Below are 17,381 nucleotides of genomic sequence, written 5' to 3' on the forward strand. Positions count from 1 at the left end.
ATTTCTTTGCCAATTAAGTAGTGCTAACATATACCCAATCACTTCATAACTAACATATTGAATTAAATTGGATATTTTCCATGGTCTTCTAAATAACGTCCTTCTTTTAAGGTTGGAACTTAGTAGGTGTGTTTCTTTTAAGGAAAAGATAAATGGATCTGATGCGAAGAAAACCCATACAGCATATTCATAATCATGAATCACAACTCATGCAATGCTTAAGTGCTTGGGATTTAACCTTCCTAGGAATCGGTGCCATTATTGGCGCTGGTATTTTTGTATTGACAGGATTTGTCGCTGCAACGCAAGCAGGGCCAGGTATTATTTTCTGTTATATTCTAGCAGGACTCGCCTGCGCTTTTTCCGCAATTTCCTATGCTGAGCTTGCCGCTTTTGTTGGAGGGTGTGGCTCTGCTTATGGGTATGCATACGCAGGGTTTGGTGAGCTTTTAGCTTGGATCGTAGGTTGGGACTTATTGTTGGAGTATGGGATAGCAACATCCGCTGTTTCGGTGGGGTGGAGTGGGTATGCGAATGACTTTTTAACAACAATCCATCTGAATGTTCCAAATTGGTTGCTTCATGGTCCATTAAATCATGGCTATATCAATAGCTTAGCTTTTTTGATTATTGCTTTTTTGACAGTATTATTGAGTATGGGGGTGATGACTAGTGCCCGATTTAATAAGTTTATCGTCTTTGTGAAGCTTGGGGTGATTTTAATCTTCATCGCCATTGCTTCCTTTCATGTTGAAACCAAAAATTGGTCGCCTTTTTTACCCTATGGCTGGGAAGGGGTGGTGCAAGGGGCTTCTTTGATATTTTTTGCCTACATTGGTTTTGATGCAGTCTCAACGGCCGCGGAAGAGGCAATCAATCCACAACGCGACCTACCAAGAGGGATCATTGCCTCTTTAGCCATATGTACGGTGGTATACATGCTAGTTTCGTTTTTGTTAACAGGGATTGTACCTTTTGACACCCTCAATAATGCATCACCCATCAGTAATTCTTTAATAAAAATTGGACACCATTTTGCTGCAGGGTTAATTGGTGTTGGTGCGATTGCTGGCTTAACCACCGTGATGTTAGTGCTTTTTTATGGTTTAACACGTGTATTTTTGGCCATATCGAGGGATGGGTTACTACCGCATTGGTTTGCTAAAACCCATCCTAAAACGAAAGCGCCAATGCGAATTATCATTATGACTGGTTTGGTAATGGCTTTAACAGGTGGATTGATGCCTATTTCGGATTTAGCTGAGCTCGTCAATATCGGCACTTTATTTGCCTTTATGCTAGTTTGTGGTGGGGTGATCGTCTTGCGTTATCGCCATCCAGAAATTCCACGCCCATTTAAAACACCTTGGATGCCCTATATTCCAATCTTGGGGATTTTAAGTTGCGCGTATTTAATTTTCCACCTCCCATGGTTGACGATGGTAAGATTTGCCATTTGGATGTTAGTTGGTCTTGTGATTTATGCGGTATATGGCTATAAAAATAGCCGGTTAAATGGTGCAATCATTGAAGGTGAGACTATTTAACGAGGGCGAGAATCGGTTGCTCGGTCTTAGGTAATGATTGGAAATTTCTCCTAAGCATATCAAGTATATAGCGCTGCGCGGCTAATATATGCCTTGGATTGAAGCGCCTTCATCCGTATAGCTGCTCCCCTTGCTTGATAAGAAGGGAAAATGTGAGGGGGAGATTAGCCCAGACATTTAACGAAATTAACTCGGAAAAACCTCGATTTTTGAACGATTCATTTCAGCTTGATTCATGACATTTCTAGGATTCGGGGGTGGGAAAAACCCCAGGTTTTTGGCGTAGGTTTTTGCTTGAAAGTAGTCCTCTGTCATCTTTATAGCATCATCGTTTGCTAGTTTGAATTTTTCCTTTAATATCTGATGAAATTCAGAAGACGAGTAATGATCCAGCAAGATATGTAAGAATCGATTGTCGAGTGCATTTGATAAGGGTTGGCGGTTATGAAATGTGGTAGGATTTTGTGTGCCTATAATGCAAAACCCTGCCTGCTTTGCCGGGTTTCCATCCAAATCATAGCCTGATAGCAGCGCATTCAGCAATGTTTCGTCGATATATGTATTAAACTCTTCAACGACAACCATTTGCCCTTTATGAAAGGCATCGAGCAATTGAGTTCTAAAGGTTTGTGGGTTCTTAGCAGATATTTTGACATAATCAATTCCTGCAGATTTCAGGATGGAATTGACTAATTGACTCTTTCCAAGCCCAGGTTCTCCTTCGATTAAGATGCCATTGATCCCTTGGTTATGTTTAATCGCATGTTTTATTTTCTTTTCACGAATTTGAAGAAACAATTCGATGGTTTTTGCGATTTTGTAACGGGATTCTGTCCAGACAAAGTTAGAGGCTTGATCCGTCAATGCCGGACCTGGAATCAAGGTTTTTAATCGCTTTTTATCGGCTTTCCAGCTATCGGTTTTCTTTAATTCTCTACGAATGGGCTGAGTGAGCGATTTATCAAAGGTAAGGGCTTTTAATTCATTGAGGACGGCATAGCGCATCAGAAACAAATCATTCATTCCACTTGTCCCTGGTAATTCCTTTAAAATAAAGAAGCGCATGCACATCATTTGAGCATTTCGGGGAGAAATGTTTAACCCAGCTTCTTGCGCTTTTTCATAATAATTAGAAATTAGGTTAAATAGCAAAGTAGGATTTTCGTACTGCTTAAGCAAAGGCCTTATTATATTTTCCAAGGACTCTCCTTGGAAATGGAAATAGTTTGGGTATCGCGTCAACAGATCCGGTAAAAGCCGTCCTTCATAACTGGAAGGATTTCCAGCAAAGATAACTTTATGATTGCTTAAAGGATATCGTTCTCCTTCAAACCAAATTTCTTTCGCGCCTTTGGCGATGGCTTCAAAAATTGTGTATTGCTCATGGGAGATATTGGCTTCATCGAAAAATAAAATGGGTTCTCTAGCATCTTCATGCATTAACCAATCTTTGATCGACGACTTTTCATAATAAATTTTGACTGGGCGTTGATTTTTCTGCGCATATTTCTGAAGCGTTTTTTGAACAAAATAGCTTTTCCCCGAACCCGTTTTACTTGTTAGAAAAACGAACCCGTGCTTGTCCAAATAAGAAAGTATCTGTTCTGGTGAAGTCGGTAGGGTTGACTTAGGTGGAACGTCAGCTTGACATGCCAATCTTTCAATCAGGTCGTGCGCCCATTTTTCTTGGGACTTTAAACCGGTTGGTAGGCTACCAAAATGGCTATGGCAAGGCTTAATATTTAATTGTTGATAGGTTTGACGAATGAGTGAAGCAATCGGTTCTTCTAATTTTTTCAAGTCTTTTTCTGGATTATAGCGATGTGCTTCCTGTCGAATAGCGGTGAAGGGTGCTGGTTTCGTGGTGATAAGCGTTAGGTTATTAACGGGTATAGTGCTACCATTCACTTGAATTGACGGTGGGTCTATAAACAAACTTTGTAACCGTTGGGCGAGTGTATAGGAAAACTCACCCTTTAGAATGATGTGTTTTCCTTCTTTAAGAGCCTGTAATAAGTTGGTTTCTTGACCGGTAAACTGTTTGTTATTCAGGGATATATGGAAAAATAATTGATTAAAGCTTGTTTTTGCATCAACGGTAATGGTGATGCTGTCAGCGCTTTGCCAAGTTTCTTCCGCATCGTCTAGATCGTTTGTGACAATCAAATGATTGTGATTGGCGAGTGGTTCTATTTGGGTAACACTTGCTTGGAGTGGTCCCGGGATAGTAACGTTGGGGGTCGCTTTGACAGATAATGAACACTTCTTATCGCTTGCTTCTTTAAGAAGTAGATACCATTGAAGTTCCGATAAATCATCCGTTACCACCAGTTCAAGAGAATGATGGGCCTCTAAAAATCCTGGTCCTGATTTAAGCTTATTTTTCGAGGTGATTAGGTATTGATTAAACAACTGAGAATACGTTGCAGCATTGATGATTTTTCTTGAGCTAGCTTGCATCCCCATCGGCGTAATGCTTGGGAAATTTGATAAGTCAGGCTTAGCAAAATCAAAGGTAAAATCACTTGGCAATGAATACCATTGTCCATTGAAGAAAAATCGTTTTTTGGCTAATACTTCCTTGATGAAAAAGCGAAAACTTGGGTCTTCGAATGGAGGGTTTTGTATTCTTAGTTTTGATAGTTTTTGCTCGGCAGCATGGATTAGCGCACCCGGGGCTATATCTAATTCATCTTCCTGGATATTAGGACGGCCCAGCAAAATTGTTTGCCAACTTATCGGTGATGGGATTATGACATCAGTCTCTTGAATGGGTTGATGGGGATGGATAGGAGGAAGATCTGGCATTTCAATTTCGGGGGCTTGGCTGATAGCATCAAAGCGCGAATAAAAATCATCCCCCATTTTTGCAGCTGAATTTTGGTCGCTACAAACCACAATGCGAACATTTGCGGGGATTTTTAGGCCATCTAAATTTCTATCTTCATTGTCAATGACACTGTTTAATCCAACATGTCGGGCTTTGGCATCGGACCAGTTAATAAACCAAGTAAATGTTTTTTCAGGCGTTGCGCTTGCTCGTTTGATAAATTGACAAATGGGACTCTCCACTCTTGAATCGGCCCCACCACTGATCCTTAAGGATTGCAATTTTAAGGTATCTAAGTGTTCTGAAAAGAAATGATTTTCATGATTCAAAGAGGCTTGATGCAATGCTTCTATTGCTTGTGAATTTCTAAAAATCAACCATTGACGAGTATAGGCATGACTGGTGATAAGATTTGTTACTAATTCATCGGCGTTTTTTGCATTCATTGCAACACTATTCCAAGTTTGAAAAGGATTGTCTGGTTTTAAAGAAAGCATTCGCCTGTCTGACTGTTCATCGTTATTTTTGGATATCTTCGACATACCCAGATTTTCAGCGTAGTGTGTTACATCGGGCATTGGAAGATGCGTAACGTTCGCTTGGCCACCCCCTAAATCGAGAACGTATCGATTTTTTTGGTGTTCAACCTTCACAAATTCATGAATGTCATTTGCTATCACCTCAGCATCGAGATCAAATGATCTTGCCAGGGCAACGAATAGGCGAGCACGATGGCGACAGACACCGGCTCTTGTTTTAATTAATCCGTTTAATATATCGATGGTATTGCCTTTTATATCGGAAGAAGCATTTTCTTTATCAAAGTAGCAATACTGTGCTAAAGCTTTAAGCAAAACGCTTGGCTCTAAAGCTTGTAATTGTTTATAAGCAACCGATTTTTCAAGGCTTCCATCTTGATTGAAGGATAAGGCTGATATCCATTGCAAATATTGCTCAGGCACGAATTCATTTAGCGCGAATTCTTTGTTGTTACCTGGCTTAAGAATGTAATTAATACAGCTTTGTTGGCAAGGTTTATTAAATTTAATAAAATAATAACCAGACCGATTATGACGTTTTATTTCATAATCTGGGTGCTCGATTGCATAACTAATCAGGGCATCTTCAGAACTTAAAGCAGGTAAACGTAACCAAGTATTAACGGCGGGTTTGGTTAAACTCAGTTGACCATAGACGCATTCATTGAATGTTTTGGCGTCATCAAAATCTTTCGCTAATTGGTCATTGGATAATCCAACCAATGCCTGAACAGGCGTCAACTCATCATCTAAAGGATAATCGGGTGTAAAAGATTGTGTGCTCGGTTCCCATTTAAACATGAGTAGGTGGTAATCGCTGATGCTGGGATCTTGGTGGTTTTTGCTTTTAAAGAGTGTTCTTGCAACCAAATCAGGGGGGCTTTTTGTTTCGCTAATTTCCCCATCAAGAGAATAGTTTGCAAATGGGCTATAGTCTTCATCCATCGAATTATTGCGTAAATTAGGCTCTACCAAATTCAATTTGAGGTGGGGGTAACTTTGTTTCAACCAATTGATGTTTTCAAGGGCCTCCGTATCATTAGGCTTTGTGAATTCAATGGTATCAAGGTTGGGCGCTATTTTAATTAGCTGTTGTATCTCATTGATAGATAAGGTGCCATTTTCAAAACGAATTATTTTCAGTGAAGTTAATGAGTGAGGGGATAAGTAATTAAGAAAATCACTGAAATTAAGGGGTTTATTTATTTTGAGCGTATGTAATTTAGGGGCTGCGTCTATCAGATTAATGAGGGAGGCATTATTTAAAGAAGTCCCGCCAAAGTCCAGGGATTCTAGTTCTGGGAGTTGGTTTTTCTCGAGGTGAAGAACGTTGTCATATCCAAAGGGTGCACAATTTTTGTAACTAAACGCTTTCATGTTTTGAAATTGGTTAAACAGATATTCAAGCTCATAAGGTAACAACTCACTTTGCCAAAATTGAAGGGTATGGAGTTTTTTATATTTTTCCAGGCATGAGAGATCATAATGGTATTTAGTTTGATTTAAGTCACTGATGCTAATCGATTCTAAGTTTGGTGTGGAGTTGATAAATTCATTGATAACATCTAACCAAACGCCAGATATACTTAGCTTTTTTAATTTTGGTAACTGGCAGAAGCCTATATAAAAATTCTTTCCTTCTATCAGAATGGAATTGATAAAGTCTAGTTGTTCTATGTTTTTAGCTTGATCCAAAAAATTGAAAAACGCCGATATGCTAATACTAGAAGAATTTTTAAAAGACAATGTTTTTAAATTTTGGAGGGTTTTCCCGGATAAATCATCGTCATAAAATCCATCATTTACCGACACATTATCAAAGGAAAGACTGCTTAAATGGGGGGACTTCTCAAGCAAACTATTTAAAAGGTCCCTTTGGATATGCAATTGATGAAATGCAATATTTTGTAATGAAGTGGTTGGTAAATCTGATACATTTGATTCATTTAATTCACAATTTGCGAATGAAACTGACTCAAGATTTTCGGCTTGATTTAAAAATTGCTGCAAGTTGACAGAGTGGTTGGCTAAATTGATGGCGGCCAATTTTTTAAGAAAATCAGGCTGGTGTTGTATTAAAAATGACAATTTGATATCGGGGGGTATATCTAAATCGATATGATTATCCTCCGTTTGATTTAATTTAAATTGTGGATTTGACATATCAGTTTGTTGATCAAAAGTGTCAAGTGCTAACTTATGAAAAGGGTCTTCTGCCCATCGATTGTTTTTTTCGTTTTCCCATTTTATTGCAGATACAAAATTTCTGTTGATGAATTCGTTACACTCAATACCGTCAAACAAACCCATTTCGATATCAGCCAAAACATTGAAGAAATAAAAATATAAATCTGGATTTCCTAAAATAGTCTTGTGCATTGTAGTTAATCGATTATGATCAAACAGATCCATGCGATCGCGAGGTAAATTTAGTTTTGCTAAAACTTGAGAAATTTCAGTAGGAGTAAGCAGTTTAATTTGATCGACTGGTTCCAATGGATTGGTATATTGAGTAAAACCTTGTTCCGTTGAATAATAGACTTGATGCCCTGCTTCGATTAGTCGGGTTATTATTTGTTGGTTAAATGCTTTTTGTTTTGACCATTCTTCCGTTGTGCAATTGACGATAATCGTTTTTTTCTTTAGCTCCGTCGCACCAATATGGACAACATCCCAACACTCGGGATTGTTATTGAGTGCTTTTTCTACATTTAACAAGCCGCCATTTGGTTCAACAGATGACTCAATGATTGGTAGAGGATTTGATTCGTAAACTAAGTCTAACATTTGGAGTATTTCTATCGTAGTCTTCATAAGTGCGAACCAAACAAAAAAACAATATTGTATCAAAAAAGAACAGAATGGTCAATGATAGAGTTGCTTTGGGATGTTACTGATTGATGTATGATAGACTTCATGTCCGCATGAAGAGCAAAGATATTTTGCTATTGATAAAAGCCATTTTTTTTGACACAATGTGCGCATGATGTATTTGAACTGATTACTATATGGCTGCTATATTGTCACTGCTGCAGTCACTCCAACCAAGTACGCCGCAGGTTTGCGATGAATCAAAGCCAGATTATTGGTGTTTTAAATCAAGGCTTTTAGATAAATACACCCCGGATGGCCAAGGGGATGAATTTTTTCGTCCCTTTATTTACGATTACGATCACCTCCTTATTATCTATGCTCTAAATTGCTCCCTCATTGCTAAGAGTATCCAAGCTTCCATTAAAATCGATAAAGATGACCATTTGTTAGAATCGCATCTTAAAAATGCATTGGCCTTGGCGAATTTACTTTATGTTATCAATACCCATTATTTTAATTCACCTCTAGAGTCTCGCCGTCTTGAGAAAGAAGAAATTATTTTACGCTGCTTACTTCGTTCCTATGGTTATCGGTTTGAACTGATCCGCGATTTTGATATGGATGAGGATCATGAAGAGGCTCATAAACCACATGAAAAACCGATATCAAAATGGTTTCGAGAACAAACAGCAAGTGTTAATTGGCCAAGACTATTAATTGTTCGTGTTAAACGTGTCTTAGACGCGCTTGTTCCCATTTTTAAAGGATTTCCGGGCTTTGCCAACGCTATCTTTTTCATGGATTCGATTGCGAACCCGATTTTTGCCTATTTAGCCTGGGTGTTTTATGTGCCAAGGCTTTCGCTTAATCTATTTCTGCTGCTAAAAAATGTCCTTCCCCATCCCTGGATGGACAAAAGGCAACGAAATTTGGGGTTTTTGTTGCGATTTAAATCGCAATTAAAAGATAAATGGTTTGAGTTAGCCAACGATAGCGTGTGGCTTCTTGTGGGACTAATCAATTGCTTTGTGTTGGTGGGAAGCTTGGCTCCTTGGTCTATGTATTTGACCGTTGCTTTATACGCATTTGACATAGCATTGGCAGGAATTCGTGCTTATATTGAATTGTCACGCTTAAATCAATTAAAGCAACAGCTTATTGATTTAGCAAAAGACACGCCTCATTCACAGCAGCTAAAAGCATATTTAGAAGAATTAGATAATAATATTGCGCATGAAAGACGTCGACTTGGGCTAAGTTTAGTCACAACGACGGGGTTATTTATCGGCATGTTGTTTGCTTTACCTGCCTTTGCCGGCACTCCAGTGATACCGCTCACTGGTGCGGTGTTTATTGTACTTTTCTGTATTAGTACGTTTGCATGGGGGAAATATATTGATAAGCATAAACCGTGTAAACCCTTGCTGTCATTAGAGGATGCGCAATTAGTTGAAGTATTTCAATCCAATCAATATCAGCTTCGTCGATCTCGGAGTGTTACTTTTTTGAGTCATTTGGGCAATAAGGAGGGAGAGTTTGATTCAACGATGGAAAATGAACAACAAACGGCGCTAGATCAGGCTAACTCAAGCAGTGATAACGTTGCATCACAACCAAGACCACGCTTTGATATCTGGCGTTTTCATCAGGCAAATGATGAAAAAATGTCAAAACGCCACTCATTTCATGGGCCTACTCATCAATATGTTTAATCCTTGCCTCTGAGATTTTGTAAGCATCGCAAGCATCATATGCTACCTATCAAAATGGTCATTTCGATATAACAACCCCTCATCAGCATTTTGGGCACTTTTTCTCTTTGCCTTGGGAAAATGGATCAATAGGCGGTTTTAAAGAAATCGTGACTATTTCAAAAAATACTTTCTCTCACTCTGAAGGCAAGTTTTAATAAATCTTTATGTTCATATTGTCGTATAGCAGGTTGAATTGTACTCAAACGCAAACCGACTCTGTTGGTTAGAGGGATGACCGCTAAACTGGTTAAGATATGATTTTCTTCTAATTGATGCATGACACGACGTGGATCTTGTTTTGGACAATCAATCACAAGATGATGAGTACATGTTGCCACGCCTCTATATCTAGCGATGCTGACACCAGATTCTGTTAGAATATCAGCTAACAGTTTAGAAAGTTGCATTGCCTGCTTCAAATAGTACTTTTTACCTTGCTTATATTCAATTAAAGTCTGCGCTAAAGCCAATACCCGGTTATTCTGATAGCCTCCTACTGAAAAGGGAAACGTGTGGTTCACGAGCGCCTCACTAAATCCTTTATCATTCCATAAGATAATACCGCCTGGTGGCCCAGCGAACGCTTTTCCGGTTGAGGCAGTCATGATATCAGCGCCAAATTTGAGTGGATTTGGGAATAATCCATTGGCAATCAAAGCAAGTTCATGGGCACAATCAATGTGACAGATAACACCATACCGATGGCATAGCTCGATTAATTGATAAAAGTCGGGTTGAATTAAACTGACGGAAAAACCAAATGACAATAGGCGATAGGGGTGCTGTTTGAACTGTTTTTCCAATAATTCGAAATCAATTGATAAGTCTTGGGTAAACGGAATGTTATCAATATTGACATTTAATTTAGAAAGAATGGAGTTCTCATGGGTACTTGAATCGCCGCCACATTGAGGTGATACAACACATACTCTATCACCGGGACGAAGCAAAGCAACATAAACAATCATATTCGCCTGAGTGCCGCCTAACACGCGATGCTCACAAAATTCTACTGAAAACAGATCGCTGCAAAGGTGATGACATAATGAATCAATGTCATCAATATACCTGGTCCCGGCAAAGTATCGATTATGAACGCCAATATGACCCGCTGCGCTATGCCCTGCAATCGGATCTGATAAATAACAAAGCGTTTGCTTACTCATAAAGCTATCAGCAGCAAGTAAGTTATCAATCTGCTCGTCTCTGGTTTGGTGGTGCTTGATAAGAAGATCCCTTAAATAATCTTCAGGATCTTCTCGCTCATGCTGATAATTTGTTAATGCGGTTAATTTATGAGACAAGGGAATGCCTCAATCAGTGGTTCTATGAACATAAACAATAGTGCAATCGTCATTGAAGCAGTGAGAGCTAATACAGGAATCGCTTATTTACCTACCTATTTTGGCAAGCATTACCCTGATCTTGTATTCTTCATGCCAACTTATTGGTGTCTTCCTAAACCAAATTATATTACCTACCCGCGTAGCACTAATTTGTTAACAAAGATCCATCTTTTTGTTGAGCATATTAAAAATTGTTATGCTGAGAAAGCTAAAGAATAAACATGACATTCAAACCGTTGCGAACCGTGCTTAATGAGCGGTATCCAGCGTAATTCCCTGTTTTAAATAGTTTTTTCAGCGATGCTTTCGAATAACATTTCTTCAGCGTGCGAGCGCGTTTGTTCAGTAATGGTTAACCCCCCCATCATTCTCGCAATTTCTTCAACGCGATGATGGTCACTAAGGGCAGTGATTGATGAGAAAGTGGAGCTATCTTCAATGGTTTTTTCCACCAAAAAATGGTGGTGGGCAGAGGCTGCAACCTGCGGTTGATGGGTCACACAAAATATTTGCAGGCGAGTACCAAGTTGACGCAGCAACTTGCCAACGAGTGCTGCGGTTGCCCCGCCAATGCCCACATCGACTTCGTCGAATAGCAGGGTAGGGGTTGAGCCTTTTTCGGCAGTGATCATTTGGATAGCTAGGCTAATCCGAGATAATTCTCCCCCCGAGGCAATTTTTGATAAGCTATCATAGGGCATCCCAGGGTTGGTGCAAACTAAATATTCTACTTTATCAAAGCCATGCGATTGGATTTTCTCTAATGGGGTAATACTAACGCGCACTTCACCCTTAGGCATTCCCAGTTTCTGGATGATAGCCGTTATTTCGGCAGCTAGGTTTGATGCGTGTTTTTTTCGAGATTCAGTCAAGGCTTGGCAGGCAGCCTGGGCTTTTGCTTGTTCTTCAAGGAATGCAATTTGTAAGGCATTTAAACGCGTCTCGCTATTTTTTAGGTTGTCTAATTGATTCATTAAAGATGAAAGGTGAGAGGGAAGTTCTTTGGGGTCAATGTGATATTTGCGTGCCATTTGATGAATATCACTTAAACGTGCTTCGACGTTATACAGCCGCTCGGGGTCCAGGTCAATTTGGTCAACAAATTGTTGGATTTCGGAAAATGCTTCATCACATTGAATCATGGCATTATTAATTAGCTCTAAGGCGCTTTTTATCGATGGGTGGGATTCAGGCAAGCATTGTAATTGCTGCAAAACTTGATTCAGGCTACTACTGATATCGGGGTTACCCTCCTCGCTTGATAATAGTTGGCATGCGAGTTGACTACTTTGTAGATAATCTTTGGCGTGATGGAGAAGTTGATGTTCTTGATCAAGGGTTTCAATTTCACCCTCGCTGACAGCCAGTTTGCTTAACTCGTCAATTTGAAATTGCAGCAGCGAAATTTTCTCTTCATGAGTGCCTAGCTGCCGTAAATGAGCTATTTCTTGTTCTAATTGGCGAGTGGCTTTGTAGTGTTGATTGACTTTCATGAGTAACTCTGGATGGTTGGCAAAATCATCCAGTTGTTGGCGGTGTGTTGGGTGTTGTAGTAAACGTTGATGTTGATGTTGGCCATGAATATCGACTAATAAGGAGGAAAGCTCTTTAATTTTATTCAGAGGAAACGGTTGGCCATTGATATAACTTTTTGAGCGCCCTTCATTGGCAATCGACCGTCGTAAAATAATTTCTCCTTCATCGGCGATAATGTCATGGTCTTTTAACCAGATAGCGGGATCACTGTGCGGCTCAAATGTAAAGCTTGCCGTAATTGTGCATATATTTTCACCTTGCCTTACAACAGAAGCATCCGCTCGTTCCCCTAATGCTAACATCAAGGCATCTATCATAATGGATTTTCCAGCGCCAGTTTCACCGGTAAACGCGGTCATACCGTCATTAAAATCAAGGGTGAGTGATTTGACAATGGCAAAATTTTCAATATGCAAGGCGGTCAGCATGCGTTACTCCTGATGTTTGGATTCCCAACCGAGTTTTTTTCTCAAGGTATCATAATAGAGATAATCGACTGGGTGCAAGAGCCTTAGTTGCTGTGCATTGCGGGTAATTGAAACATATTGGTTTGGCTTGACCATCCGTGATTGGTGACCATCGCAGCTGATGCGCAAGTCCGCTTCATTTCTTTCACTGATATGCAGATCAATCTGGCTATGACTATCGATAACTAACGGCCTAGAGCTCAAACTGTGGGAAAACATCGGGACGACTACGACGGCATTTAGTTGCGGATGCATGATTGGGCCACCCGCCGACAGCGCATAGGCGGTTGAGCCGGTTGGCGTCGCAACTATGAGTCCATCGGAACGATAACTGCATACCTTTTGTTTATCAATTTCAATGGAAAACTCAATCAAATGGGTTTCATTCCCGCGACTTAAGACAACATCATTGAGCGCATCGCCTAAAAAATAGGTGTTTTCTTCATCATGGATACGAGCTTGTAACAAGAACCGACGCTCTTCTATAAACTCGCCACGTAACACCGCCGCTAGTTGGTCATCAATATCGTCAGGCGCTATGTCGGTCAAAAAGCCTAAGCGTCCTCGGTTGATGCCGATGACAGGGACATTCACCTTAATGGCCATTCGGGCAGCGGATAACAGGCTGCCATCACCACCAACAACAATAATAATATCTTGTGATTTACCCATTTCTTCTCGAGACAAAATAGGTAGCTTAAGCTTCGTGCACTCGGAGGTGTCGATATCTTGGTAAACATCGAGACCATGCTTGGGTAAAAATTTTGATAGCTTTTCTAGGCTATCAATCACATGGCCATTCGAGCGGTGTTGCCGTGCATAAAGAATTGCTCGTTTAAACACAGATTTCATAATACGCTATTCATCCTCTTTTTGGCTGCGCATGGCTTTTTTGCGCTCATGCTCTTTCAGCGCTTTTTTGCGCAAGCGAATATGTTTGGGTGTAACTTCCACTAATTCATCGTCATCAATAAATTCAAGGGCTTGCTCTAAGGATAGCTTAATTGGAGGGGTTAAGATAATATTTTCATCTGAACCGGCTGCACGGATGTTGGTTAATTGCTTTTCTTTGGTCACATTGACGACTAAATCATTTTCTCGCGAATGGATACCAACGATCATTCCCTCATAACACTCGACTTGGGGACCAATAAATAGTCGACCTCGCTCTTGTAGGTTAAACAAAGCAAACGCCCTAGCTGTGCCATGACAGTTGGCAATTAACACGCCATTGATACGTTTTCCTAGTCTGCCTTTAAACGCTGGGCCATAATGATCAAAAACATGGTAATTTAAACCCGTGCCTGAGGTTGCTGACAAAAATTCTGTGTGAAACCCGATTAACCCGCGAGTCGGAATTACATAATCGAGACGAACGCGTCCTTTACCATCGGGAACCATATTCTTTAGCTCACCTTTGCGCTCACCCAGTTTTTCCATAATCGTGCCTTGATGCGTTTCTTCGACATCGACGGTGAGTTGCTCATAAGGCTCGTGTTTGACGCCATCAACCTCACGTAGAATTACTTCCGGTTTAGAGATAGCCAGTTCATAGCCTTCTCGACGCATATTTTCAATCAAAATAGATAAGTGGAGCTCGCCACGGCCAGATACGCGAAATTTATCCGGATCCTCTGCTTGCTCAACCCGCAAGGCCACATTGTGTAATAATTCCGTTTCGAGACGTTCTTTCAACTTACGGCTAGTGACAAATTTGCCCTCTTTACCCGCAAAAGGGGAGTCGTTGACCTGAAAAGTCATGCTTATCGTGGGCTCATCAACGGTTAAGGGCGGTAGGGCATCAACGTGGTTCGGATCACACAAGGTATCTGAAATGTTCAAAATCTCGATGCCACTAATTGCAATGATATCGCCCGCGGTAGCCGACATCACTTCAACTCGCTCTAACCCTTTGAATCCAAGTAGCTGCAAAATACGACCACTGCGAACTTGGCCTTCTTTGTCAATAATCTTTACCGGCGACTTGGCATTTATTTTCCCTCGGGTAATACGACCTATGCCAATTGTTCCGACATAAGTTGAATAGTCCAGAGAAGATATTTGCATCTGGAATGGCCCATTTTCATCGACTGGTGGTGGGGAAACTTTTTCAATGATTGTTTGAAGCAGCGGTTCCATGTCTTTTGCCTCATCCGCTAATTCGAGCATGGCATACCCATTCAAAGCAGAGGCATAAATGATAGGGAAATCAAGCTGCTCATCGGTTGCCCCGAGATTATCAAATAAATCAAAAACTTGATCGACAACCCAATCGGGTCTAGCCCCTGGTCTATCGATTTTATTAATCACAACAATCGGCTTTAAACCTTGTGCAAAGGCTTTTTGGGTAACAAACCGGGTTTGTGGCATGGGTCCATCAACAGCGTCGACCAATAACAACACTGAGTCAACCATCGATAAAATGCGTTCTACTTCGCCACCAAAGTCAGCGTGACCCGGGGTGTCGACAATATTGATTTGATAATTTTGCCACCGTATGCACGTATTTTTGGCTAAAATAGTGATCCCTCGTTCTTTTTCGAGATCGTTTGAATCCATGACACGCTCCATATGGGGCGCTCTTTCATCAAGTGTACCGGTTTGCTGTAATAGTTTATCAACAAGTGTGGTTTTGCCATGATCGACGTGAGCGATAATGGCGATATTTCTAATATTAGTGATCATGAATTATCCAGAGAAACTTCAATGCGCCATTATACTACAATTCATCAAATGTTGATGCAATTTTGTTAAGGTATTGCATTGATATAGGTGTTCTAAGGGAATATTGGCTCTTTCTACCTTAAAAAAGTAGCGGACTAACGAGCGCGCTTGTAAGAGTGCGGAGGGTTCACCGTCGATTAGGGCGATATGTTCAAGCTGTTCGATGAGCAACTCAACCCGCTTTCCAAAGGACGGTTGGCAGGTAACCCCGCTTAATAATTGTTGATAAAGCCAAGGTTTGCCAGTGCCAGCACGACCAATCATGAAGGCATCACATTGGCTTGTTCTTATTGCTTGAGAAAGGCTTGATAAATCGGCAATATCGCCATTGGCAATCACGGGGATGGATATCGACTTTTTAATGGTAGCAATACGCTCCCAATCACTAGGAACATCATACCCTTGTTGATAGGTACGTCCATGGACCACGAGCGCATCAGCGCCCGCATTGGCAATTTGCTGGGCAAGAGGGGTGGTCCTTTCATTGTCTAATAAGCGTATTTTGATAGTTAAGGGTATGGAGATGGCAGCCTTTATCGCCGCAATAATTCTTAGGAGCTGGTCTGGGTTTTCCAAAAGTGCTGATCCAGCGCCTTTTCGACGGATTTTAGTTTTGGGGCAACCACAATTGATATCGATTAGATCAGCTCCTAATGCTTCACAACGTAAAGCTGCCTTTTGCATGATAGTGGGGTCGGTGCCTGAAAGTTGGTAACCTAGTATTTGTTCGTCAGGGTGGCGATACAAATAGCGACTATGATTGGCGTGCTTCGTCAAGATGTCTTGGGCAGAGACCATTTCGCTCATACAATAAGCAGGGGGATGATAATGATTGAATAGTCGGCGAAAAGGCGCGCAGCTATACCCTGCCAAGGGCGCTTGGATTAATCGGTGAGACAACGTCAGTCCGCCAAGTTGCCAAGGAGCATCAATTTTCTGTGTCATTCAATAATAATTTGGTAAGTTGAACTCGCAATTTTAGCGAATAAATGCTATCTTGAACAGATATTGGTCATAATAGAGATCTCATTGAAAATACAGGCAAAAAAACGATTTGGCCAGAATTTTCTGCGCGATGAACGTGTTGTGCAGCAAATATTATACGCTTTGGATATCCATTCTGAGGATCATATTGTTGAAATTGGACCTGGAATGGGGGTATTGACCCAAAAGCTCTGTGGTCAATCAAAGCGTCTAACGGCCATTGAAATCGATCGAGATTTGATTGGTTACCTCCATTTACAAAAATTGCTCAATGAGCATGCATTTGAGTTAATCGAAGCAGATGCCTTAACCGTTGATTTTAGCCAATGGCCCGAGCCCATTCGTGTTGTCGGTAATTTACCTTATAACATTTCAACACCGCTAATTATGCGTTTGCTAGGCAGCACTGATCATATTCAAGATATGCATTTTATGTTACAAAAGGAAGTGGTTGAAAGGATTTGCGCTGAGGCAGGAAACAAAACATTTGGGCGACTTTCAGTGATATGTCAATATTATTGCCAAACGGACTACCTGTTTGATGTGCCGCCAACGGCCTTTCATCCTCAGCCGAAAGTTGAATCCGCTGTGGTTCGTTTGACACCCCATAAAGCCCCGCTATTTGGTGAGGTTCCTCGAGATGCACTTGAGAAACTGGTCGCGCAAGCTTTTTCGACACGCCGCAAAACCTTAGCTAACAATCTAAAGCCAATCATGACAAAAGAAGACATTGAAGCGATTGACATAGACCCAGGCCTTCGCCCAGAGCAGTTAGAAGTTTTCCAATTTGTCAAACTGACCCAGAGTTGGATGGATAGTCAAGTTCCTTGACAATGGGCA

10 protein-coding genes are annotated in these 17,381 nt (G+C 40.8%); 4 read left to right on the forward strand and 6 right to left on the reverse strand.

From position 1 onward, the window contains the following. Positions 1 to 152 precede the first annotated feature (152 nt). Positions 153 to 1,547: an amino acid permease gene (locus AB3348_RS07825; RefSeq protein WP_367607029.1), complete on the forward strand. Its 1,395-nt coding sequence runs from the start codon at positions 153 to 155 to the stop codon at positions 1,545 to 1,547. 186 nt (positions 1,548 to 1,733) lie between these two features. Here AB3348_RS07825 and AB3348_RS07830 read toward each other — a convergent pair whose 3' ends face one another. Next, positions 1,734 to 7,703: a hypothetical protein gene (locus AB3348_RS07830; RefSeq protein ID WP_367607030.1), complete on the reverse strand. Its 5,970-nt coding sequence runs from the start codon at positions 7,701 to 7,703 to the stop codon at positions 1,734 to 1,736. 221 nt (positions 7,704 to 7,924) lie between these two features. On the opposite strand from AB3348_RS07830, the gene AB3348_RS07835 reads away from it, so the two are divergent. Then, complete coding sequence (locus AB3348_RS07835) at positions 7,925 to 9,442, forward strand: hypothetical protein (RefSeq protein WP_367607031.1); 1,518 nt, start codon at positions 7,925 to 7,927, stop codon at positions 9,440 to 9,442. 158 nt (positions 9,443 to 9,600) lie between these two features. On the opposite strand, the gene AB3348_RS07840 is transcribed toward AB3348_RS07835, so the two are convergent. Next, the gene (locus AB3348_RS07840; RefSeq protein WP_367607032.1) at positions 9,601 to 10,788 is read right to left on the reverse strand and encodes an aminotransferase class V-fold PLP-dependent enzyme; all 1,188 of its coding nucleotides are present in this window, start codon (positions 10,786 to 10,788) and stop codon (positions 9,601 to 9,603) included. A gap of 24 nt (positions 10,789 to 10,812) precedes the next feature. Between AB3348_RS07840 and AB3348_RS07845 the strand changes: the two genes are divergently transcribed. Continuing rightward, a complete protein-coding gene (locus tag AB3348_RS07845; RefSeq protein WP_367607033.1) occupies positions 10,813 to 11,049 on the forward strand; it encodes a hypothetical protein in 237 nt (78 codons plus the stop codon). A 62-nt stretch (positions 11,050 to 11,111) separates the two neighbouring features. Here AB3348_RS07845 and recN read toward each other — a convergent pair whose 3' ends face one another. Genes recN through AB3348_RS07865 form a run of 4 tightly spaced genes read right to left on the reverse strand, consistent with a single transcriptional unit; the run spans position 11,112 to position 16,502 of the window. Beyond that, on the reverse strand, positions 11,112 to 12,794 hold the full coding sequence (gene recN / locus AB3348_RS07850) for a DNA repair protein RecN (protein WP_367607034.1): 1,683 nt from the start codon (positions 12,792 to 12,794) through the stop codon (positions 11,112 to 11,114). A 3-nt stretch (positions 12,795 to 12,797) separates the two neighbouring features. Continuing rightward, positions 12,798 to 13,685, reverse strand: a complete 888-nt coding sequence (locus AB3348_RS07855) for an NAD(+) kinase (protein ID WP_367607036.1) — start codon at positions 13,683 to 13,685, stop codon at positions 12,798 to 12,800. A gap of 6 nt (positions 13,686 to 13,691) precedes the next feature. After that, the gene (gene typA / locus AB3348_RS07860; protein ID WP_367607038.1) at positions 13,692 to 15,518 is read right to left on the reverse strand and encodes a translational GTPase TypA; all 1,827 of its coding nucleotides are present in this window, start codon (positions 15,516 to 15,518) and stop codon (positions 13,692 to 13,694) included. 18 nt (positions 15,519 to 15,536) lie between these two features. Then, on the reverse strand, positions 15,537 to 16,502 hold the full coding sequence (locus AB3348_RS07865; RefSeq protein WP_367607040.1) for a tRNA dihydrouridine synthase: 966 nt from the start codon (positions 16,500 to 16,502) through the stop codon (positions 15,537 to 15,539). A gap of 84 nt (positions 16,503 to 16,586) precedes the next feature. On the opposite strand from AB3348_RS07865, the gene rsmA reads away from it, so the two are divergent. Continuing rightward, complete coding sequence (gene rsmA / locus AB3348_RS07870; RefSeq protein ID WP_367607042.1) at positions 16,587 to 17,372, forward strand: 16S rRNA (adenine(1518)-N(6)/adenine(1519)-N(6))-dimethyltransferase RsmA; 786 nt, start codon at positions 16,587 to 16,589, stop codon at positions 17,370 to 17,372. The last annotated feature ends 9 nt before the right edge of the window (positions 17,373 to 17,381 follow it).

This window comes from Legionella sp. W05-934-2, from assembly GCF_964199965.1.
Taxonomy (GTDB): Bacteria; Pseudomonadota; Gammaproteobacteria; order Legionellales; family Legionellaceae; genus JAFIFT01.

Bases quoted from the DNA above. Each gene is read 5' to 3' on its own strand.
- AB3348_RS07825 (WP_367607029.1), top strand. From the start codon at position 153: ATGGATCTGATGCGAAGAAAACCCATACAGCATATTCATAATCATGAA.
- AB3348_RS07830 (WP_367607030.1), bottom strand. From the start codon at position 7,703: ATGTTAGACTTAGTTTACGAATCAAATCCTCTACCAATCATTGAGTCA.
- AB3348_RS07835 (WP_367607031.1), top strand. From the start codon at position 7,925: ATGGCTGCTATATTGTCACTGCTGCAGTCACTCCAACCAAGTACGCCG.
- AB3348_RS07845 (WP_367607033.1), top strand. From the start codon at position 10,813: ATGAACATAAACAATAGTGCAATCGTCATTGAAGCAGTGAGAGCTAAT.
- recN (WP_367607034.1), bottom strand. From the start codon at position 12,794: ATGCTGACCGCCTTGCATATTGAAAATTTTGCCATTGTCAAATCACTC.
- AB3348_RS07855 (WP_367607036.1), bottom strand. From the start codon at position 13,685: ATGAAATCTGTGTTTAAACGAGCAATTCTTTATGCACGGCAACACCGC.
- typA (WP_367607038.1), bottom strand. From the start codon at position 15,518: ATGATCACTAATATTAGAAATATCGCCATTATCGCTCACGTCGATCAT.
- AB3348_RS07865 (WP_367607040.1), bottom strand. From the start codon at position 16,502: ATGACACAGAAAATTGATGCTCCTTGGCAACTTGGCGGACTGACGTTG.